Below are 20,085 nucleotides of genomic sequence, written 5' to 3' on the forward strand. Positions count from 1 at the left end.
AAATACAAAACATGGACCAACAACGTTTAACTCACCTTAAACAACTCGAAGCGGAGAGTATCCACATCATCCGTGAAGTTGCGGCTGAGTTTGATAACCCAGTCATGATGTATTCGATTGGTAAAGACTCATCAGTGATGCTGCACCTTGCGCGTAAAGCTTTTTACCCAGGTAAGATTCCATTTCCATTGCTGCATGTTGACACCGATTGGAAGTTCCGCGAGATGATTGAATTTCGTGATCGCACCGCGGCCAAATACGGTTTTGAGCTTTTGGTACATAAGAATCCAGAAGGTCTAGCCATGGGCTGTAGCCCGTTTGTTCATGGTTCTTCTAAGCACACTGACATCATGAAGACTCAAGGCTTAAAACAAGCGCTGAACAAGTACGGTTTTGATGCTGCCTTTGGTGGTGCGCGCCGCGACGAAGAGAAATCACGGGCGAAAGAGCGCGTGTATTCATTCCGCGATAAGAACCATACATGGGACCCTAAAAACCAACGTCCTGAGCTATGGAAGACGTACAACGGTCAGGTTAATAAGGGTGAGAGCATTCGTGTATTCCCACTGTCTAACTGGACTGAGCTTGATATCTGGCAATACATCTATTTAGAAAACATCGAGATCGTGCCGCTTTACCTCGCGGACAAACGCCCAGTTGTTGAACGCGATGGCATGCTGATCATGGTGGATGATGATCGTATGGAGCTTCAACCGGGTGAAGTGATTGAAGAGAAGAGCGTGCGCTTCCGTACCCTTGGTTGTTATCCATTGACCGGGGCCATCGAGTCTGAAGCAAACACTTTAACTGGCATTATCGAAGAGATGCTGGTGGCAACGTCGAGTGAGCGCCAAGGCCGAGCGATCGACCACGATCAGTCAGGATCGATGGAGCTTAAGAAACGTCAAGGTTACTTCTAAAGGATCTAAGGAAAGATAATGAACAGTGCAGTTGAAGCTCAATTAGCCGAGCTTGGTATCGAAGGCTATTTAACACAACACCAGTACAAGTCGTTACTTAGATTCTTGACTTGTGGCTCGGTGGATGACGGTAAAAGTACATTAATCGGTCGCTTACTCCATGACTCAAAACAAATTTATGAAGATCAGCTAGCGGCAGTGCATTCAGACAGCCAACGTGTGGGTACCACGGGTGAAAAGCCCGACCTTGCGTTGTTGGTCGATGGCTTACAAGCTGAGCGCGAGCAGGGGATCACGATTGATGTGGCTTACCGCTATTTCTCGACGCAGAAACGTAAATTCATCATTGCAGATACTCCTGGACACGAGCAGTACACACGTAACATGGCTACAGGTGCATCGACTTGTGACTTAGCTGTGATTCTGGTTGATGCACGTAAGGGCATTCTCGATCAAACTCGTCGTCACTCTTTCATTTCCAACCTGTTGGGTTTGAAGCACTTTGTTGTGGCGATCAACAAGATGGACTTAGTGGATTACTCACAAGAGCGCTTTGAAGAGATCCGCGATGAGTATCTGAAGTTCTCTGAGAATCTGACTGGGGATATTGATATTCAAATCATCCCGATCTCAGCGCTTGAAGGGGACAATGTGGTGGATAAAGGCCAAAACCTGACTTGGTTTAAAGGCCCATCATTGCTTGAGCTTCTTGAAACGGTCGATGTGGATCAAGAAAAAGGCGCGGGTGAATTCCGCTTCCCTGTGCAATACGTTAATCGTCCTAACCTCGATTTCCGTGGTTTTGCGGGGACCATTTCTTCTGGTTCGATCAAAGTCGGTGATGCCATTAAAGCATTGCCATCGGGTAAAACGTCAACAGTGGCACGTATTGTGACCTTTGATGGTGATATCGAAGAAGCTCGTGCCGGATTAGCTGTCACTCTGACGCTAAGCGATGAGATCGATATTAGCCGTGGCGATTTGATTGTTCTAGATAATGCTCAAGTGGAAACCACAAACCATTTGCTTGCCGATGTGGTGTGGATGACAGAGCAACCCCTGCAACCGGGTCGTGACTATGACATCAAAATCGCAGGTAAGAAAACCGTAGGTCATGTTGAAGCGATTCGTCATCAATATGACATTAATAATCTCTCGACTCATAGCTCGGCAGAGCTGCCATTGAATGGTATTGGTTTGTGTGAATGGTCTCTTAATGAGTCCGTCGCGCTGGACAATTATCAAGACTGTGCAGATACCGGTGGCTTTATCATTATCGATCGTCTGACAAACGTGACGGTTGGTGCCGGCATGGTTAAAGAGAGCCTCGCCGTGGTTGAGCGCGATTTGACGGACATCTCTGCGTTTGAAGTTGAGCTTAATGCGCTTGTCCGTAAACACTTCCCACACTGGGAAGCAAAAGACGTCAGCCAGTTTCTGAAAAAGTAACTGGCTTACCCAAGTACGATAATTTCAGGCTCTGTCTGCTGTTGTACTTGGGGCGTCGCTACCTAACTGAATTGCGAAATGTCGTTAGGTATTCTCCTAATACCAGAATGCTTCGGTGGAGCCCAAGAAAACCGAGCATTCTGATGTTCTTTTCGCTTGCGCTGATTTTTGTCTGTTTACTCGTTTGTCGGTGTTTCATGGATAAATGAGTCGTTGTTGTGCCCTTTGGGGCTATTTGGTAAGGAAAGGCTATGTGGGAACAAGGGTTTGTGTTAGCGATTTTGCTTGGCATTATCACTTGCTTGCTTGTCACGAAAATTAAGCCTAGTTATGTCTTTGCGGGTGCCGCTTTTATTGCATTCATGGCTGGGATGATGGATTCAGCCACTATCGCATCCAATTTTACCAACTCTTCATTGTTAACCCTGGTTCTATTGATTCTTGCATCCTGTGCTCTAGAAAAAACACTGCTGATCAGTTGGGTGAGCCGAAGTATCTCTGAGGGCCAGTTAGGCAGCGTGATTGCTAAGCTCGGCGTATCGACAGCCTTGCTCTCTTCATTTACGAATAATACCGCTGTGGTTGTTTCATTGATTGGGGCGATTAAGCGTAATCAGCAGCATGCACCTTCGAAATTACTTATCCCCTTGTCTTACGCCGCCATTTTTGGTGGCACATTAACTTTGATTGGTACGTCGACTAACTTAATCATCAACAGCTTTGTCGAAGACGCAGGCTTACCGAGCCTGAGCTTTTTTACACCTACGATGATAGGTTTGGCTGTGCTGGTGGGAGGGATGCTGATTCTTATTCCACTGAGCTACTTGCTACCGAATTATGATGATCAAAACCAAGAAGATTTACCTTACTTTCTTGAGTCTCGCGTTGAGCCTGGCTCACCGCTAGTTGGGCGTACGATCAGCGAGAATAATTTACGTGCGCTGCGCAAACTGTTTCTTGCAGAAGTGGTGCGCGATGGTGTTACTGTTTCTTCTGTGGGACCGGATTTTGTGCTCAACGCAAAAGACCGCCTGTTATTTTGTGGCGATGTTGAGAGCGTCGCGACCCTGCAAGAAATTCCGGGCCTCAAGTTGTTTGGTCAGCAGCACTTAAATGGGCAAAACTTTATCGAAGTTGTGGTGAGCTCGTCGGCGACATTTTGCTACAAAACCCTCAAAGAGAGCCGATTCCGCGACCGATTCGATGCCGTTGTTGTGGCGATTCGCCGAGGCCACGAACGCCTAGAAGGTGGCTTGGGTAGTATTACCTTAGCGCCAGGAGACACGTTAGTTCTGGTTCCAGGAAAGCGTTTTGAGTCTGAACGCCGAGCTCATCGTAAAGAGTTTGTTTTAGTGCATGACTTGGACTCTAGCGCTCGGCTTGATACGAATAAGTCTTCTATTGTATTACTGGGCTTTGCAGCCGTAATTGGATGCGCTCTATTAGAGTTAGTACCGATTATTAAAGGTCTAGCTGCGTACCTTATCGCGCTTATTGCGTTTGGTATTGTGCAGATTTCAGAACTGCGCCGCCGTTTTCCGATCGATATCGTCGTGATTGTCGGTTCCGCTTTGTCTATTGCTCAACTGATGATCTCTTCTGGATTGTCAGAAAGAATGGGAGTGATGTTTATTGAAGCGTTTAATGGCTGGGGAGTATTTGGTGCCTTGGTGGCGACTTATATCATGACATTGGTACTCACTGAATTGGTGACAAACAATGCCGCGGCTGCGCTTTCTTTTCCTATCGGCTATAGCATGGCGGTGGGTTATGGCGTGGATCCGATGCCATTCATCATGGCGGTTTTGTTCGGCGCGAGTGCGAGCTTTATCTCTCCCTACGGTTACCAAACTAACCTGCTGGTGTACAGCGTAGGAAATTACAAATTGACCGACTACGTGAGAATTGGAGTGCCAATTTCGATTGTGTACTCTGTATTAGTACTTACTTTGATCCCGGTCTTTTTCCCGTTTTAATTCCGATATTTACAAGGATACGTTATGACTGCCGAAACGACGGTAAAAGATGAAAACATTGTTTGGCACCAGCATTCGGTTGATAAACAGTTTCGTGCTGAATTAAAGAAGCAAAAACCTGCCGTATTGTGGTTCACTGGTTTATCTGGAGCGGGTAAATCAACCGTAGCAGGGGCGTTGGAAAATCGCCTTGCAGCATTGGGTTACCACACCTATTTATTGGATGGTGACAATGTACGGCATGGTTTGTGTAGCGATTTAGGTTTTTCTGAACAGGACCGTCGCGAGAACATTCGTCGCATTGGTGAACTGGCGAAGTTGATGGCAGATGCGGGTTTAATTGTTCTGTCGGCGTTTATTTCACCGCATCGTGCAGAGCGGAAGTTAGTGCGCGATTTATTGCCAGAAGGCGAGTTTATCGAAGTGTATGTCAATGCATCTCTAGAGGTTTGCGAAGGTCGAGATCCTAAGGGTTTATACCGTAAAGCCCGTGCGGGAGAGATTCCTAATTTCACTGGTATTGATTCGGAATATCAAGCGCCAGAGAAGCCTGAAATCGATTTGCCCGCGGGAGAAAAGAGTGTCGATGAGCTGGTGGATTTGTGCTTAATCGATCTTAAACAACGCGGTGTGATCCGATAAAAAAGCATTTAGATCATAGGTGACCTAAAGCTCTTTGAGCAGCTTGAGAAGTATTTGGATCATAGGTGATCAAATGCTTCTCAAGCTGGCTAGACGGTATGATGAACCGTACTTTTAGCTTCACTATGGACACTAAACCTATGATTTAACAGTGCAAGCATCTGATCGTAGTATTCGGCATGTGGTTTGTTTCCGAGTAAGGTACAGAGCTCATTACCTGTCGGTGTGAAGCGGTAATATAAAAGGCGGACACCTTTACTGTTTACGTTCAGTGACAAGTTTTTACCTTGGTAGGTGAGGACCAACGGTGTCTCGATACTAATTTCGCCAGATTCAAGTTCGGCACTGTGCAGCAGCCCTAATTCAATTAAGAGCAACAAGCTTGAATACGGCAGTTGAAAACTTCCCATATTTAGGCTGTTAGCGACGTCTCGCTTGCCGAAGCTAAATATGCCTCCTTGGGCTTTGTAACCAATCAGCAGTTTTCTGCTGTGATCCCCTCCAAAACTGCACGCTAAAGAGGCGGCTCTTTGCAGAGTTTGTGCTTCCTTTGGTGACATATCCTTGAGGGTTTTCAACGCTTTCATGGATGTTGAACCCGGATTGGTCACTTCACGCTTCATCACTTGAGCCCATAGCTTTTGCATCGCGCTGTTATGGATGTCTTGAGCCATCTCAAAAAATCGATGCAACCAATCTTGGTCTGGCTCTCCCGCTGTCTCATCTCGGCATGAACTGTGCGCTAATTTTAAAATCTGTTCTAAGTTTTTTTGTCGCTGTTCTTGGCGTCGTTGCTCTCGCAATTGGGCTCTTTCAAACGCAGATTTGGCTGGCGGTTCGGTTTGCAGTAAGGCGTCAAGACCGTGTATTTGGGCTATGGTTTTTACCTTACTAGCACTGTCTTTTATGTAGCCTTGTTTCTTTTCTTGTTGCGTATTTTTTTTTGTGTCTGACTGATGTTCGATGACAACAGGTTGCTTTGTCGGGTCTGCCATTCGTTTTCCTACCAAGAACTGCGCGGTTCGCACGTTTAAATTTACACCTTATCTGACCAAGCGACCAGACAGGAGTTCTCAGTTTTTGAACGAATAGGGCTATTCAAAATGATAATGAGTTGTTAAAATTGTTATCGTTATTTTGGAGGGGCTATGAAGTTCTCAGAAGCAGGTAAACTCAAAAAGCACCTGTCGATAGCGTTTCTTTTGGTTATTTATGTGGGCGTGTTAGCGTATTTATCTCGTTATATCGTGTAGCACAAAGCTAAAAAAGGCGCCAGTGTGACGCCTTAGGTGTAGCGAGGCTTATCGACGACTTAAATTACATATCGTCGTAGGCTTCTATTTCTGATCCCTCAATAACGTAAGCCGTTTCTGCCAGTTCGTGGTTTATCGTCTCGGTTTTCAACGTTCCAACCACATATATAACATCCCACAACTCTTGAACAGGCGCGCCTTTCGGAAACTTCACGTAAATGATCTGGTTTGGAGGCGGTGGTGGCACGTGAATACAAGCTCCAAAATATGGCACCAATAAAAATTCGGTGACGGTATCGGCATCACCTTCAAGTGGGATAACAAACCCCGGAATTTTAACTTGGCTTCCGTTCAGTTCTGGTCGAACGTTACCAATCTTGGACTGCTGGGCTGCGCCACCACTGTGATCAGATGCGGGCATGCCTATACTGTCGAACAATTTACGCTCTTTTTCTGGAACAAGGTCAATCCAGTCAAGCTTCAATGGTTCTTCGCTGGCCATAACAGGCGCTGTGAATGCGACGACCAGCAAGCAACTTGCGAGTATTTTTTTCCACATTTTATTAAATCCTTATTGTCATTCCGTCACTCAGTGACTGTCGGTAGGCGCGGAGTGCGGGAATGAAACCAATCACAATACCAGCGCATTGTACGAAACCTAATAGCATCCACTCATAATTAGATAAGATGCTTAAGGTGAGATGTATTCCATAGTGCTGTTGGATGATCGGCTGCGCGATAGCAAGAATGGCATACAGCCCAGTAACGCCAGTAATAATACCAGCAGCAGTAAGCAAGCTGGCTTCACTAATTAAGAGTGAGAAAACATGACGAGGCCTTGCTCCCATGGCACGCAAAATCGCCATTTCACGGCGGCGTTCCTGTAGGCTAGTTAATAGACTGCTTAACATACCTAACAACCCTGCTATCACGACAAAACCAGATACTGCCATTAGGGCTTGCTCTGCAACCGACATCATTCCCCATAACTCATGCAACGCAACGCCGGGCATAATGGCGCTGAGCGGCTCTTGGGGGTAGGTGTTAATTTGTCTTTGCAGGGCGAAAGTTTGAATACGAGATTTCAAACCAACGAGCATAGCGGTAATTTGTTTGGGCTGAAAGTCTCTGTTTTTGAGATCTTGTGCCTTGGGTGTCGGGCCCAAACGCGCACCACTTTCCCATCCGACGTGAATGGCTTCGATGGCTTCCAATGATACATGGACAGTTTTGTCGACTGGTGTTCCTGTAGGTGCAAGGATACCGACAACTTTAAATGGCAGATTGTCATGACGGCTAAAGCCAACGTCGCTAATGCCGTGGGCAATGATGATTTCGCTACCGATATCATAACCAAGTTGTTTAGCGACATCAGAACCTAGCACGGTTTCAAATAAACCATTGAATTCTCTGCCCTTGCTAAATGTTAGTGGTTGCTTACTTCCAAACTTGTAATGCTCAAAGTAACTGTGATTGGTTCCCATAACTCGGAAGCCTTTATGCGAGTCGCCAAGCGAGATTGGAATAGCCCAATCGACTGAACGATGATTGGCAAACTCTTGGTAGCTTTTCCAATCGATGTTGTTGGTCGCATTACCAATACGAAACACAGAATAGAGCAATAGGTTCACTTGCCCAGAGCGTCCACCAATAATGAGGTCAGTGCCTGAAATTGTATTGGCGAAGCTATCCTTGGCTTGAGTTCGGATACGCTCGACGCCCAATAGGAGTACCACTGAAATCGCAACGGTCATGATGGTTAGAATTGCCGTCGCTTTGCGGTTCATCAAGCTTTTCCAGGCGAGCTTTACAACAGCACTCATGATATGGCTCCTAGGCTAGATACTTGATTAATGTCGGGTAGATTGAGCGTGCGATCGAATAAGGGTTCGAGTGTTGGGTCGTGGCTAACGAATACCAGTGTGGCATTAGCTTGATTCGCTTGCTCCATAAGGAGCTCAATAAATGCTTTACGATTGTCATAGTCTAAAGCTGAGGTTGGTTCGTCAGCGATCACTAACTCTGGATGTCCTATCAGAGCTCGAGCCGCAGCCACACGTTGTTGTTGACCAATACTCAATTCAGAGACAGGGCGTGTATGAAGCTCGTTTGGCAAGTGCAGTCGTTCTAGTAGGGCCTGAGCCTGTTCATTTAACGTTTGAGATGAGGCACCTAAATGGGCACGGTCACGTCGTATTTTACTGAACTGACATGGCAATAATACGTTTTCAAGTACGTTAAGGTACGGCAATAAATTGAACTGTTGAAAGATGTAGCCAATATGATTGGCGCGAAAGCGGTCTCTCTGACTGGCACTTAAACTAGCAAGGTCAGTATCGAGTACAGATAGAGAGCCTGAAGTTAATGTGTTAATCCCCGTCAACAAAGCGAGCAAGGTCGATTTACCGCAGCCACTTGGACCTTTGATAAACACATGCTCGCCTTGTGTAATGTGTAATTTGGGAATGTGGATGGTTGGGTTGGTTGAACCGGGCCAGAAAAATTGGGCATCCTCTAGCTCGACAACATTTGGTGTGGTTTCAGTCATATTAAATCACCAAAGCTGTGGCGTGTAAGTGGGTACTTACACGCCACTCGTGTTATTTGATTACGATTTGGGTGTTATCTTTGCTTAATTTAATTGCTGATTGCATGGTATCAGTGAATATATTGACGCTGATGGACTCTGTAGTTGGGAATTGGTTAAACCAATCGGTTTGGATTTGGCTAAGCTGATTAACTTGTTCGCAATTGAAGCGATATTGCACCGAAAATTCACCGTGACTGCCATGATCGTGCGCCTCATCATGATCGTCATGGTGGTCATGTTTATCATTATGATCATGATGTTCGTGCCCTTCATGATCGTGATGTGCATGGTCATCATGGTCGTGCTCACTATGATCATGTTCCTCATGAGTTTCGCTTAGGTTGTGGCTCACGTAAGCTTCTTCAATATTACAATCAGCTTGTGAGTTAATAGCGAACAATGCGTTGCTGTCTTCGAGTGTAGCGACGGCTTGTTTAAGCGCTTGCTCTTGTTGTACGTTTTCTGGAGCATGTTCGAAACCCACAACATCAGCTCCAGGAGCTGTGATCTCTACTAACAGATCTTTGCCATCTTGGGCGATATTAAACTCGACGTGACCATGCACATGAGCACCATGCTGGCGGTATTCGTTTGCATTCGCTGCTGTCGATAAAGTGAGGCCAATAGCAAGGGCTAAAACGTGTTTTGATGACATTGTATTTTTCCTAATTTTACTGGCATTAACCAAAGGCGGTATTGCTCAGATTCGAGTTTCACTAAGTTATTGTTCCCTGACACACTAGGTGCGGGAATGAACTCAATAATTTTGAGTGTGGAATAGTTTGGAAATTAAGCAAAATAAGGAGGGGCACGAGCAGCGCCAAGAACTTCTTCGCGGTACACGAGATGCAAAAAAACATGATGATGCTGGGCGCGCGTAAAAGTCGGTGTAGAGAGGGTAGGTTGTACCTTTGCTATACCGTGCTGAACACCAGAAAATAATTGGCAATGATGATGGGTATGATGGTCGGGCGTCAGATCGACTTGATGAAGTACAACCGCAAAGTTCCAAGCGATCAGCAACGCAACACTGAAAAATAAAGCAGTGCGATACCAATATCTTAGTATTTTTTGCTGGTGGTGGTACATCTGAGCTCCTCTTACCGACTGTTATAATATAACACCCATAATGAATAAAAGTTCACTCTTTTGTTGGCTAGCAGAAAAATTTAACTCAACACATACGTGCCGAAAAATATTGGTAATACTCTCTGATGGAAGTGTCGCACTTATAAAGAGCAGAGTTATCACTGCCCATGCTTCTAATCAAATTCATATAGCTCCTTACAACAGGAACAAGGAGCCATTCAATGAAGCTAGATGTTCTGTTTAATAAGCTCAATGACTTTTGTTATCTCATCTTGCTCAAGTGCGCCCTCTTTGACAAACAGAACTTTGCCCGTTTTGTCTTGAACAATAATGGCCGAGCTTTCTTCTTTCAGGTCCCAAGTATTAGCAACTACGCCATTTTCATCAAGAACCATGGATGACCAAGGAAACTCTTTTTTGCTGTCTTGAGCTGAAGACTTCACGAAAGAGCCTGTCCCCCAAATTGCATCATCTTGGTTGATGATAGTCGTCGTCTGGTAGCTTTCTTGTGGAAAATTTGCCGCTGTTATTGCCGACATTAAAGGGGCATTCATCTCTTTTGAACTGCTACGGCCTGCGATGGCTTGAATAACACGAACTTTGCCTTGCATATGTTGAGTTGCCCAGGGTTGGTATGCAACGCCTTCGCCTTGTAAAACAATCTCGCCGTAAGCGGCAACATTGACAGGAGGAACGCTTTTACCCACTGACAAGTTGTGTGCAAAGGTCAAGCTTGGCGTTAAGGCCAGTAGTAGAGGTAGGAGAGTCTTAGTTTTCATATTGTTATATTCCGTACGAGGTTTGGAAGCTTCCAGTATATATCCAGATCTTAGAAATTTGTAGGACCGTTGATAACATTTATTTAACGTATGGAGTGGTGTAATCTTGCGTTATATTTAGAATTTGCTAAAATGATTTCCGTCGCAAATTGCGCATTAAGATTGCAGAGGAAAAATAAGCAATCCGTGTTTTCTCAAAGGAATTGAGGTGAGTTATGCTACGTGAGTTTGCTGTATATCGACCATTACAAGTGGCCCGTTTTGTTAAAACGTTGTTCAAAGGTCAATTTTTTATTGTTGGGGTTGGCTGTTTTCAGTTCGACAATGGCAAAGTGTTACTACCTGACGTCAACGATCATAAAAGGCTCACCATCTTTAAAGAAGTCAACCAAGTGATAGCATCATTATCGGCTTAGTTAGCTTGGTACCCACTTAGATTTAGAAAAGAGCGACCATATCGGTCGCTCTTTTTGTTGCTGGTTAGGTTTATCCTTGGAGGCTTGGTGGGAAGCAAACTCCCGTTCCTCCGATGCCACAGTAACCATCAGGGTTTTTCGCCAAATATTGCTGGTGGTAGGTTTCCGCAAAGTAATACGGACCTGCTGGTTGTATTTCGGTGGTGATGTTCGCGCGCTGCTCTTCTTGCAGTGCTTGCTGATACAAGAGTTTCGATTTCTCTGCGCTCTCGAGTTGCTCCGTCGAATAAGTGTAAATTGCAGAACGATATTGAGTACCTAAGTCGTTACCTTGACGCATTCCCTGAGTTGGGTCGTGTTTTTCCCAAAAAACAGCCAGTAGCTTTTCTAATGAGATGACGCGTTCATCGAAAACGACTCGTACGACTTCTGTATGACCCGTTTTACCCGTACAGACTTCTTCATAGGTGGGATTGGGTGTGTACCCCCCAGCGTAACCGACCGAAGTAGATACAACGCCGTCGAGTTGCCAAAATACGCGCTCAGCGCCCCAAAAACAGCCCATTCCGAGCAAAATCTGCTGTTGGTGTGACGCAAGAGGCGCCTTTAGGTTAGATTTATTTACAAAATGATGATCGTCAATCTGCATTGGTTGATCTCTACCTGGCAAGGCATCTTCTATACTGATCAATGTTTGTTTATTGAGCATGGTATTTGTCCTTCAATACGTGTCTTAAATTTGCGAACTTTTTCATTTCGTCTGTATCTGATGCTGTGATGACATAGACCGCGTTAAACCTATTAATATTACAGACTTAGAATCTAATTGGCGTTATCATTATTTACGTTTACTTAACCTCATTCAGCCATAAAAGCATGATAAAAAAAGCTCTCCCCACCATTGTTGGCCTGTTTGCCTTTTCTCATGGTGCCTATGCCGATGTTTCTTTGACTTTGAAAGGCATTGATGGCGCTTTAGAAGAGAATGTCAGTGCGTATCTATCATCTATTCCAGAGAAGGATTACTCCACTTCTCTGCGTTTTCAAGCGAGATTAGATCAAAGTATCACTGAAGCGCTTAACGCGCTTGGGTATTATCATGCAAAAATTTCATACTCTATTCCTGAAGCGAATGATGAGTTAATTGTGCTCATCAAGCCGGGCTTGCCAGTGAAAGTGAAAGTCATGGATGTGGTCATCACTGGAGAGGCTAAAGACGATGAAGAGTTTGCAAAACTTATTGAGCGCTCTCCGCTAAAAGTTGGTCAAGTTTTGAATCAAGGCCAATACGACAACCTTAAGTCAGGCATTCGTAACTTGGCGCTTCAGCGTGGTTACTTCAACGGTGAGTTTACGCTAAGTCGATTAGAGGTTATCCCTGATCTGAACGAAGCTAATGTCCGTTTGCACTACAGCAGTGGAATACGTTTCAATTTTGGCGACGTTTCTTTTATTGGCAACCACATCTGGGAAGACCGTGTCGCATCACTACAGCCTTTTAAAGAAGGGGACCCATACAACGTTTCGAAGCTGGGCGAGTTTAATCAGAAGCTATCAAATACGGAGTGGTTTTCCTCAGTTTTTGTTGAGCCTGAATTGGATAGGCTTGATGATGGCCGAGACTTGCCAATTAAAGTGTCTTTATCTCCTGCTTCCAAGAATCAGATTGAGACGGGTATTGGTTACTCAACGGATGTCGGCGTTCGAGGAACGTTGAAGTGGAAGAAACCTTGGGTGAGCTCCCGAGGACACAGTTTCAACACCGCTTTATCCCTATCTAAGCCAGAGCAAACCGTGACTGCTTCTTACAAAATTCCTTTAGAAGATGTCGCTAACGATTATTATCAAGTTCAATATGGGCTTAAAAACCTAGACAACCGTGACACACAGAGTATCGAGTCTAACCTTGCAGTGGAACGTCATTGGTTAGCAGGCGGTGGTTGGCATAATACCGTTTATGTTCGTCATTTGTACGAGAGCTTTACGCAAGGTTTACAAGATGATGAATTCAACTTCGTACTTCCAGGTGCGACATTTTCTCGGACTAGGGTTCGAGGGGGCAATATGCCAATGTGGGGAGACAAGCAAAGCATCACTATTGAGTATGGTGATACCGCTATGCTTTCTGAAACTAGAGTGCTCCGCTTAATTGGCTCGACTTCTTGGATTCGTGGTATTGGAGAGAATCATCGTGGTTTGTTCCGCTTAGAAGGTGGTGCGAATATTACCGATGAACTTGAAAAGCTATCACCGTCGCTGCGTTTCTTCGCAGGTGGTGACAATAATATTCGTGGTTACGGCTATGAATCTATTTCACCTGTGGATGAGAGTGGTGCTTTGACGGGTGGTAAATACATTGTTAGCAGTACATTAGAATACCAATATCGTGTTTATGGAAACTGGTGGGCTGCAACGTTTTACGATATTGGTGATGCGTTTAATGAAACACCAGATTGGAAATCAGGTGCTGGTGTTGGTATCCGCTGGGCGTCTCCGGTGGGCCCTGTTAGTTTTGATTTTGCATGGGGGTTGGATGCAAAACCAGAACGAGAGTTTCGTATCCACTTCTCATTGGGGCCTGAGCTATGATCAAAATGATGTTTAAGTGGACCAAATGGCTGTCGCTCAGTTTGATTGGTCTATTGCTGTTGCTCATCATTATTGTCGCGACAGTTTTGTTTACCCACCCAGGCCTCAAATTTGCCTTGTGGGGAGCTGAAAAAGCATTACCACAATTGCAGATTGAAACAGTGCAGGGTTCATTGTTTCCTCGCTTCGAACTGCATAACGTCAGTTTTGTCGATGAGTCTTTGAATATCGACGCCAAAGTCGAGCGTTTAGCTTTGGCAGTGAACTTCCGCTGTTTCTTTGACCCTAAGGTCTGTGTCGATGAGTTAAGACTGCAGGGGCTTGACTTTAAGATGCCAGAGCTACCGCCAGCAAGCGAGGAGCAAGAGGAAACACCACCACTGCGTTCTATCAGTACGCCAGTGCCAATTTTTGTTAATAAAGTCAGCTTTAATGACATCAATGTCAATGTGCTGGGCAATCAAATTGATTGGCAAACATTCTCGACCGCTTTGTCGATGCAGGGTGATCGTTTGGTGATCGCACCTACCGCGTTGAAAGACATTAATGTTGCGCTCGCACCAAGTGAAGCGGCCCCAGAAGCGGTTGTTGAAGAGCCGAAAGAAGCCGATGCTACGCCGCAAGATATTGTGTTACCCGAAGTATGGATTCCGCTGACGGTGGAAGCGCGTCGTCTTGATATTCACAATTTCAAACTGGCAGGTGAAACGCCAGTGATCGTCAATCATCTTGGTTTGGTTGCAAGAGCAGGCGGTGAGCGTGTTGATGTCAAAACGTTAGAGCTCGACATGCCAGAAGTGGAAGGCAAGTTGAGCACACAAGTGACGCTTTCTTCTGATTACCCTATCAAAGCGCAACTGGACGCGTTAGTGAAGCAAGCGGATGCGAAGGGACAAAAACTGTCGCTTTCGGTCTCGGGTTCGGTTGGTGATTTGTCACTAAATGCTACGCTTTCTGAGCTTGTACAAGCGGAGATCAAAGGTGATATTCAACCGCTTAAAACGCAGTTACCGTTTGATGTCGCGATTAAAAATGTACAGGCGCAATGGCCGCTATTTGGACAAAGCGATTACCAGGTTTCTGTACCAAGCTTGGCGGCAAAAGGCTCACTTGATGGCTACGAAGTCGCATTAGAAACCAAAGCGTCAGGCAAAGATATTCCCGCCGTTGATGTCGCACTAAACGGCAAAGGTACGTTAGAGCAAATTGACCTCGAAAGCCTTGTAGTGAAAACCTTAGGGGGCGAACTCTCTGGGAAAGTCATGGCCAATTGGGCCGCGCCAATCAACTGGCAAGCTGACTTAAACCTGAAGAACATTCAACCAGGATTGCAGTGGAAAGAAGCCGAAGGGGATATTAGCGGTAATCTTTCGACTTCGGGGTCGTTAACAGAACAAGGCGGTTGGCAAGTCAGTTTGCCTAAGTTAGACATTGACGGCATTTTGCGAGGTTATCCGCTGAATGTTGAAGGGCAACTTGAAGCGTCTGATAAGAACGGCAAAGGCGAAGACATCCAACTTACCACTCAGGGTTTAGCGCTTTCTCATGGCCCGAACCAACTGAGTGCAAAGGGTAAGATCGATAAGCAAATTCTGATGGATGTTGAGGTTAACTTCCCTGATTTTGCAAAAAGTGTTCCGGACCTTGCAGGTAAAATGCAAGGTAAAGTCGCACTACGTGGTAGCTTGAAAGAACCAGACATCAATCTTGATCTCGCTTTAAATCAGATAAACTGGCAGCAACAGGCGAACGTAGAAACGATCACCTTAAAGGGTGATGTGAAGCCTCTGCCAGCACCAAAAGCGAACATAAGCCTAATTGCGAACAACATTACCTATGACGACATAAAAGTTGATAGTGCTGACCTTGAAGTCTCTGGGGATGAAAAACTGCATCAACTGACACTCGATGTAGTGTCTGACCTGGTGTCGACCAGTTTAGAAATTGAAGGGACATTCCAGCAGAAACCAGAAATGATTTGGGATGGGGCGCTGCGCCGCTTGACGCTGAGCTCGCAACAAGGCCCGTGGGCGTTGCAAAAATCGACCGCGGTGAAGGTCAATATCGACAAACAGATCGCGAACGTTCAAGCGCATTGTTGGTTGCAAGCGGAGTCGAGCGTATGTCTAACCGAAGACATTAGTGTTGGTAAGAGTGGCCAGGCGAAGCTAGCCATCAATGATTTTGATTTTTACCAAATCAAGCAATTCCTGCCGCCAGAAACCAAGCTGCAAGGCTCGGTTAATGCACAGGTTTTTGCTAAATGGGCACCAGAGAAAAAGCCCGAAGTAACCTTAAGTGTCAATATGCCAAAAGGCCAAGTTGAACAAGCACTTGAGCAGCCAATTAAAGTCGGTTGGGAAAGCTTCAACTTTAAAGCGGCATTAGCGAAAGACAAGCTTGATGCCGAGTGGCTATTTGATGTGAAAGATAACGGTGACTTGTCTGGTAAGGTTTCTTTACTGAATGTCTCGTCTGAAAAGCCCACTATTGATGGTAAGGTTTCACTCTCTACGTTCCACTTGGACTTCTTGGCACCGTTGATTGGTGAGTACAGCTTGTTTAAAGCAAACATGAATACTGACCTAGCGATATCAGGTGACGTTATGCATCCGAAGGTGAACGGTCAGTTCTTGATTGACCAAATGAAGCTACAGGGTGAAGTCACACCGATAGATATAAACTCAGGACAGGTCGTCATCAACTTTAAAGGTCATCAAGCGGACTTGGATGCTGGAATTTTAACCCCGGATGGTGAGTTGAACGTTACCGGTTATGCCGACTGGCAGGACTTACAGAACTGGCGCACTAAAGCGCGTGTATTTGCTAAAGAGCTCAATGTTGATTTGCCTCCAATGGTAAAAATCAAAGTTGAGCCTGACATGACAATAGATGTGACTCCTCAGCTTGCGAAAATTGAGGGTGATATTAATTTGCCATGGGGCAGAATTGTCGTCGAAGAGCTTCCACCAAGTGCGGTAGGCGTATCGAGTGATACCGTTATTCTCGATAAAAACTTGCAGCCAGTGGACGATGTGGCTGCGATGCCGTTTGATGTGGAAACGAACATCAACATTAAAATTGGTGATGACTTCCAACTTGCCGCTTTTGGTTTAAAAGGTGGGTTGAAAGGGAACCTAAACGTGACACAAAAAGACAAAGGTCCTTTCATCGTTGGTGAAGTGAATGTTGTCGACGGTTCTTATCGTTCGTTTGGTCAGGACTTATTGATTAAAGAAGGTAAGATTCTGATGAATGGTCCACCAGATCAACCTTACTTGTCTATCAAAGCGATTCGTAATCCAGACAATACCCAAGATGATGTCATTGCGGGGGTACAAGTGTCGGGCCCAGCATCTGATCCGAGTATAGAAATTTTCTCAGAGCCCGCGATGAACCAAGCCAATGCACTTTCTTATCTACTTCGTGGTCAAGATATTGATGGTGAAGCTGGTGGTAATGCAATGACGACTACCTTAATTGGTTTAAGCTTGGCGAAGAGTGGGCGTGTGGTTGGTGAAATCGGTGAAGCCTTTGGCGTACAGGATTTACAGCTGGACACTGCTGGGTCGGGCGATGACTCGCAAGTGACGGTGAGTGGTTATATTCTGCCAGGTTTGCAGGTGAAATATGGTGTCGGCATCTTTAACTCCCTAGGTGAGTTCACTGTGCGTTACCGATTGATGCAAGACTTGTATTTAGAAGCGGTATCTGGTGTAGATAGCGCCGTTGACCTACTCTATCAGTTTGAGTTCGATTAAAGTGCTTTAACCTAAGCATACACAGTCATGACTAAGGAGTGGTTATGCAGCATTTGATTTTTGTCTACGGCACGTTACGCAAGGGAGAGTACAACCATCAGTATTTGCGCTCGGCGCAGTTTCTTGGTTTACATGAAACGGATGCTCAATTTGCAATGTATGACTTAGGCCCTTATCCAGCGTTGTCTGATGGGCAACGCTCGATTCAAGGTGAAGTGTATCTGATTGATGATGAAACCTTATCCGAGCTAGATAGGTTAGAAGATGTGCCAGTGGAATATCGCCGAGAGAGCATCGTTACGCCGTTTGGCCAAGCTTGGATCTACTTATATCAAGATACTGAGCAATTAACCGAAGAAATCGCTTCCGGAGATTGGTGTCAAAAGGTGTGAGCTATACTGACATTATCAATAGCAACGAGCTAAACACTAAGGAGTCACGATGAAAACATTCGTAATTGGATCAATGGCGTTGCTTCTTGCTGCATGCGCACAAACAACACTACCGACTTCGAATAATGTGACCGATTGGCAAGTGTTTGGTAAGCAGTCAGCTTTAGATGGATTACGGGAGTTATCTGAGGAGCGAATTGCGAAGCTGGATGATGTTAACCATGCGACGGCAGAACTGATAATGGCTTATCAAGCGGGTTACCAGCAAGGCAAGCAAGAGTATTGCGAGCAAAGTGCTTATATGCTCGGTGTTATCGGGCGGCCGTATTTTGGCATTTGTGATGATGTTGACCCCTTCTTTCAACATGACTACGACGCTGGACGAATGTCTTCAGCAGGCGCACCTATCTAGTTGACACAGGTAAGATGAAAGCAAAAGAGCTGCCCTAGAGCAGCTCTTTTTAATTTTGTATCAGCAGTGATGCTTATTTTTTCTGAGCTCGCTCGTAAGATTCTAGGATTTCAGCTTTGGCGGCAGCAACATCTGCCCAACCATCCACTTTCACCCATTTGCCTGCTTCAAGCTCTTTGTAACGCTCAAAGAATTGCGTGATCTGCGCTTTCAGTAGTTCTGGGATATCGTCCACATCTTGGATGTGCTCGTACTCTTTCGAGATTTTTGAGTGGGGAACCGCAAACACTTTTGCATCTTCACCCGATTCATCTGTCATCTTCAAAACGCCAACAGGACGGCAGCGAATGACTGAACCTGGCATGAGTGGGTATGGTGTTGGTACCAATACGTCGACTGGGTCGCCATCAAGAGACAGGGTATTGTTCACGTAGCCATAGTTGCATGGGTAGAACATTGGTGCAGACATGAAACGGTCGACAAATACAGCACCAGAGTCTTTATCTACTTCGTACTTGATTGGATCTGCATTTGCAGGAATTTCGATCACGACATAGATATCTTCAGGCAGCGACTTGCCTGCTGGTACATGGTTTAAGCTCATTAGAATATTCCTTTTCATTAACGATGAGTCACACAAAAGCGGCTTCATCTGATGATAAATTCGCGTTTCACTTTAGCGACAAAAACGCGGCAGGTAAACACCTGCCGCGTTGGACAAAGGTCTGAAATTATTCTTCGTCGCGGTGCAGTTCAAGGAACTCTTCAACTTTGCGAACCATGTTCTTCGAACCCACAAAGAAAGGTACACGCTGGTGCAACTCAGTAGGCTTGATGTCCATAATGCGATTCACGCCGTCCGATGCAATGCCCCCAGCTTGCTCAATGAGGAATGCCATAGGGTTACATTCGTAAAGCAGGCGTAGCTTGCCTTGTGGGTGGCTTTGTGTGCTTGGGTAAAGGTAGATACCACCTTTCAGTAGGTTGCGGTGGAAATCAGCAACCAGCGAGCCAATGTAGCGAGAAGTGTATGGGCGACCGTCTTCTGGCACGTTTTCTTGGCAGTACTTGATGTACTTCTTCACCCCTTGAGGGAAACGAATGTAATTACCTTCGTTGATGGAGTAGATCTTACCATCATCAGGAATCATCATGTTTTCATGAGAAAGACAGAAGCTGCCGATAGATGGGTCGTAAGTAAAGCCGTTTACGCCGTTACCAGTTGTGTATACCAACATGGTGGAGGAGCCGTAAATCACGTAGCCCGCAGCCACTTGCTTGTGACCAGGTTGTAGGAAGTCTTCTTCAGTTGGTGGAGTACCGATTGGAGAAACACGACGGTAAATCGAGAAGATAGTACCAACAGAGACGTTCACATCGATGTTAGAAGAACCATCAAGTGGGTCCATCAGTACTACATATTTGGCGTTTTGGTTGAGTTCTTTATTGAACGCAACTGCTTCGTCTTCTTCTTCACTGGCAACGCCACACACTTGATCACGAGCTTCAAGCGCGGCTTTGAACTTATCGTTCGCGTAAACATCGAGCTTTTGCTGATCTTCACCTTGGACATTTTCCGTGCCTACAGCACCAGTGATATCACCGAGACCCGCTGCGTTGATTTCGCGGTTAACGATTTTTGCAGCTAAACGAATGGAGGCTAAAAGGGATGATAGATCACCGCTAGCGTGGGGGAAATCCGCTTGTTTTTCGACAATGAACTCGCCTAGGGTGCGCAGTCCTGACATGGTTAATCCTTACATTTTCATTTCATTGGGGGTAGTGCGCAAGTGAGCATCTCTTTATGGATGTTAAAC

19 protein-coding genes are annotated in these 20,085 nt (G+C 45.5%); 9 read left to right on the forward strand and 10 right to left on the reverse strand.

The window, feature by feature from the left end; translation table 11 throughout:
- The first annotated feature begins 11 nt into the window (after positions 1-11).
- The 4 genes from cysD (at position 12) to cysC (ending at position 4,987) form a co-directional block, all read left to right on the forward strand.
- Positions 12-920 carry a sulfate adenylyltransferase subunit CysD gene (gene cysD, locus R7Q47_RS19305; RefSeq protein ID WP_005379592.1) on the forward strand — a complete coding sequence of 303 codons (909 nt, stop codon included), beginning with the start codon at positions 12-14 and terminating at the stop codon, positions 918-920.
- Positions 921-938: 18 nt separating this feature from the next.
- Positions 939-2,369, forward strand: a complete 1,431-nt coding sequence (gene cysN, locus R7Q47_RS19310; RefSeq protein WP_017633444.1) for a sulfate adenylyltransferase subunit CysN — start codon at positions 939-941, stop codon at positions 2,367-2,369.
- A gap of 251 nt (positions 2,370-2,620) precedes the next feature.
- Entirely contained in the window at positions 2,621-4,345 is a 1,725-nt protein-coding gene (locus R7Q47_RS19315) for an SLC13 family permease (RefSeq protein ID WP_005379596.1), read from the forward strand.
- Positions 4,346-4,369: 24 nt separating this feature from the next.
- Complete coding sequence (cysC, locus tag R7Q47_RS19320) at positions 4,370-4,987, forward strand: adenylyl-sulfate kinase (RefSeq protein WP_085569688.1); 618 nt, start codon at positions 4,370-4,372, stop codon at positions 4,985-4,987.
- Positions 4,988-5,076: 89 nt separating this feature from the next.
- On the opposite strand, the gene R7Q47_RS19325 is transcribed toward cysC, so the two are convergent.
- From R7Q47_RS19325 to R7Q47_RS19355, 7 genes are all read right to left on the reverse strand, one after another.
- Positions 5,077-5,982 carry a TIGR03899 family protein gene (locus tag R7Q47_RS19325; RefSeq protein ID WP_005379599.1) on the reverse strand — a complete coding sequence of 302 codons (906 nt, stop codon included), beginning with the start codon at positions 5,980-5,982 and terminating at the stop codon, positions 5,077-5,079.
- A 322-nt stretch (positions 5,983-6,304) separates the two neighbouring features.
- Positions 6,305-6,799: a DUF3299 domain-containing protein gene (locus tag R7Q47_RS19330; RefSeq protein WP_005379600.1), complete on the reverse strand. Its 495-nt coding sequence runs from the start codon at positions 6,797-6,799 to the stop codon at positions 6,305-6,307.
- A 4-nt stretch (positions 6,800-6,803) separates the two neighbouring features.
- A complete protein-coding gene (locus tag R7Q47_RS19335) occupies positions 6,804-8,063 on the reverse strand; it encodes an ABC transporter permease (RefSeq protein ID WP_248487296.1) in 1,260 nt (419 codons plus the stop codon).
- Complete coding sequence (locus R7Q47_RS19340; RefSeq protein WP_005379603.1) at positions 8,060-8,788, reverse strand: ABC transporter ATP-binding protein; 729 nt, start codon at positions 8,786-8,788, stop codon at positions 8,060-8,062. The genes R7Q47_RS19335 and R7Q47_RS19340 overlap by 4 nt, the downstream gene beginning before the upstream one ends.
- 52 nt (positions 8,789-8,840) lie before the next feature.
- On the reverse strand, positions 8,841-9,485 hold the full coding sequence (gene zrgA / locus R7Q47_RS19345; RefSeq protein ID WP_318089331.1) for a zinc uptake protein ZrgA: 645 nt from the start codon (positions 9,483-9,485) through the stop codon (positions 8,841-8,843).
- A 134-nt stretch (positions 9,486-9,619) separates the two neighbouring features.
- The gene (locus R7Q47_RS19350; RefSeq protein ID WP_080773738.1) at positions 9,620-9,919 is read right to left on the reverse strand and encodes a DUF2607 family protein; all 300 of its coding nucleotides are present in this window, start codon (positions 9,917-9,919) and stop codon (positions 9,620-9,622) included.
- A 227-nt stretch (positions 9,920-10,146) separates the two neighbouring features.
- The gene (locus R7Q47_RS19355; RefSeq protein WP_005383122.1) at positions 10,147-10,698 is read right to left on the reverse strand and encodes a YtfJ family protein; all 552 of its coding nucleotides are present in this window, start codon (positions 10,696-10,698) and stop codon (positions 10,147-10,149) included.
- A gap of 215 nt (positions 10,699-10,913) precedes the next feature.
- On the opposite strand from R7Q47_RS19355, the gene R7Q47_RS19360 reads away from it, so the two are divergent.
- Positions 10,914-11,114, forward strand: a complete 201-nt coding sequence (locus R7Q47_RS19360) for a DUF1107 domain-containing protein (protein ID WP_005379612.1) — start codon at positions 10,914-10,916, stop codon at positions 11,112-11,114.
- A gap of 70 nt (positions 11,115-11,184) precedes the next feature.
- Here the strand turns inward: R7Q47_RS19360 and msrA are convergent, their stop codons facing one another.
- Positions 11,185-11,823, reverse strand: a complete 639-nt coding sequence (gene msrA / locus R7Q47_RS19365) for a peptide-methionine (S)-S-oxide reductase MsrA (protein ID WP_005379620.1) — start codon at positions 11,821-11,823, stop codon at positions 11,185-11,187.
- A gap of 167 nt (positions 11,824-11,990) precedes the next feature.
- Between msrA and R7Q47_RS19370 the strand changes: the two genes are divergently transcribed.
- Genes R7Q47_RS19370 through R7Q47_RS19385 form a run of 4 tightly spaced genes read left to right on the forward strand, consistent with a single transcriptional unit; the run spans position 11,991 to position 18,268 of the window.
- Positions 11,991-13,703, forward strand: coding sequence for an autotransporter assembly complex protein TamA (locus R7Q47_RS19370; protein WP_136976962.1), 1,713 nt, complete (start codon positions 11,991-11,993; stop codon positions 13,701-13,703).
- Positions 13,700-17,464, forward strand: coding sequence for a translocation/assembly module TamB domain-containing protein (locus R7Q47_RS19375; protein WP_318089332.1), 3,765 nt, complete (start codon positions 13,700-13,702; stop codon positions 17,462-17,464). Before R7Q47_RS19370 ends, R7Q47_RS19375 begins: the two co-directional genes overlap by 4 nt.
- A gap of 44 nt (positions 17,465-17,508) precedes the next feature.
- Positions 17,509-17,856, forward strand: a complete 348-nt coding sequence (locus R7Q47_RS19380; protein WP_033906019.1) for a gamma-glutamylcyclotransferase — start codon at positions 17,509-17,511, stop codon at positions 17,854-17,856.
- 49 nt (positions 17,857-17,905) lie between these two features.
- Positions 17,906-18,268, forward strand: coding sequence for a DUF2799 domain-containing protein (locus R7Q47_RS19385; RefSeq protein ID WP_005379633.1), 363 nt, complete (start codon positions 17,906-17,908; stop codon positions 18,266-18,268).
- 73 nt (positions 18,269-18,341) lie between these two features.
- Here R7Q47_RS19385 and ppa read toward each other — a convergent pair whose 3' ends face one another.
- Both ppa and fbp read right to left on the reverse strand, forming a co-directional pair.
- On the reverse strand, positions 18,342-18,872 hold the full coding sequence (ppa, locus tag R7Q47_RS19390; RefSeq protein ID WP_005379635.1) for an inorganic diphosphatase: 531 nt from the start codon (positions 18,870-18,872) through the stop codon (positions 18,342-18,344).
- 127 nt (positions 18,873-18,999) lie between these two features.
- Positions 19,000-20,016, reverse strand: coding sequence for a class 1 fructose-bisphosphatase (gene fbp / locus R7Q47_RS19395; RefSeq protein WP_005383114.1), 1,017 nt, complete (start codon positions 20,014-20,016; stop codon positions 19,000-19,002).
- Positions 20,017-20,085 lie beyond the last annotated feature (69 nt).

The sequence above is a fragment of the Vibrio sp. Vb0349 genome (genome assembly GCF_033338975.1).

Coding starts and splice junctions, on each gene's coding strand:
- cysD (WP_005379592.1), top strand. CDS start 12: ATGGACCAACAACGTTTAACTCACCTTAAACAACTCGAAGCGGAGAGT.
- cysN (WP_017633444.1), top strand. CDS start 939: ATGAACAGTGCAGTTGAAGCTCAATTAGCCGAGCTTGGTATCGAAGGC.
- R7Q47_RS19315 (WP_005379596.1), top strand. CDS start 2,621: ATGTGGGAACAAGGGTTTGTGTTAGCGATTTTGCTTGGCATTATCACT.
- cysC (WP_085569688.1), top strand. CDS start 4,370: ATGACTGCCGAAACGACGGTAAAAGATGAAAACATTGTTTGGCACCAG.
- R7Q47_RS19325 (WP_005379599.1), bottom strand. CDS start 5,982: ATGGCAGACCCGACAAAGCAACCTGTTGTCATCGAACATCAGTCAGAC.
- R7Q47_RS19330 (WP_005379600.1), bottom strand. CDS start 6,799: ATGTGGAAAAAAATACTCGCAAGTTGCTTGCTGGTCGTCGCATTCACA.
- R7Q47_RS19335 (WP_248487296.1), bottom strand. CDS start 8,063: ATGAGTGCTGTTGTAAAGCTCGCCTGGAAAAGCTTGATGAACCGCAAA.
- R7Q47_RS19340 (WP_005379603.1), bottom strand. CDS start 8,788: ATGACTGAAACCACACCAAATGTTGTCGAGCTAGAGGATGCCCAATTT.
- zrgA (WP_318089331.1), bottom strand. CDS start 9,485: ATGTCATCAAAACACGTTTTAGCCCTTGCTATTGGCCTCACTTTATCG.
- R7Q47_RS19350 (WP_080773738.1), bottom strand. CDS start 9,919: ATGTACCACCACCAGCAAAAAATACTAAGATATTGGTATCGCACTGCT.
- R7Q47_RS19355 (WP_005383122.1), bottom strand. CDS start 10,698: ATGAAAACTAAGACTCTCCTACCTCTACTACTGGCCTTAACGCCAAGC.
- R7Q47_RS19360 (WP_005379612.1), top strand. CDS start 10,914: ATGCTACGTGAGTTTGCTGTATATCGACCATTACAAGTGGCCCGTTTT.
- msrA (WP_005379620.1), bottom strand. CDS start 11,823: ATGCTCAATAAACAAACATTGATCAGTATAGAAGATGCCTTGCCAGGT.
- R7Q47_RS19370 (WP_136976962.1), top strand. CDS start 11,991: ATGATAAAAAAAGCTCTCCCCACCATTGTTGGCCTGTTTGCCTTTTCT.
- R7Q47_RS19375 (WP_318089332.1), top strand. CDS start 13,700: ATGATCAAAATGATGTTTAAGTGGACCAAATGGCTGTCGCTCAGTTTG.
- R7Q47_RS19380 (WP_033906019.1), top strand. CDS start 17,509: ATGCAGCATTTGATTTTTGTCTACGGCACGTTACGCAAGGGAGAGTAC.
- R7Q47_RS19385 (WP_005379633.1), top strand. CDS start 17,906: ATGAAAACATTCGTAATTGGATCAATGGCGTTGCTTCTTGCTGCATGC.
- ppa (WP_005379635.1), bottom strand. CDS start 18,872: ATGAGCTTAAACCATGTACCAGCAGGCAAGTCGCTGCCTGAAGATATC.
- fbp (WP_005383114.1), bottom strand. CDS start 20,016: ATGTCAGGACTGCGCACCCTAGGCGAGTTCATTGTCGAAAAACAAGCG.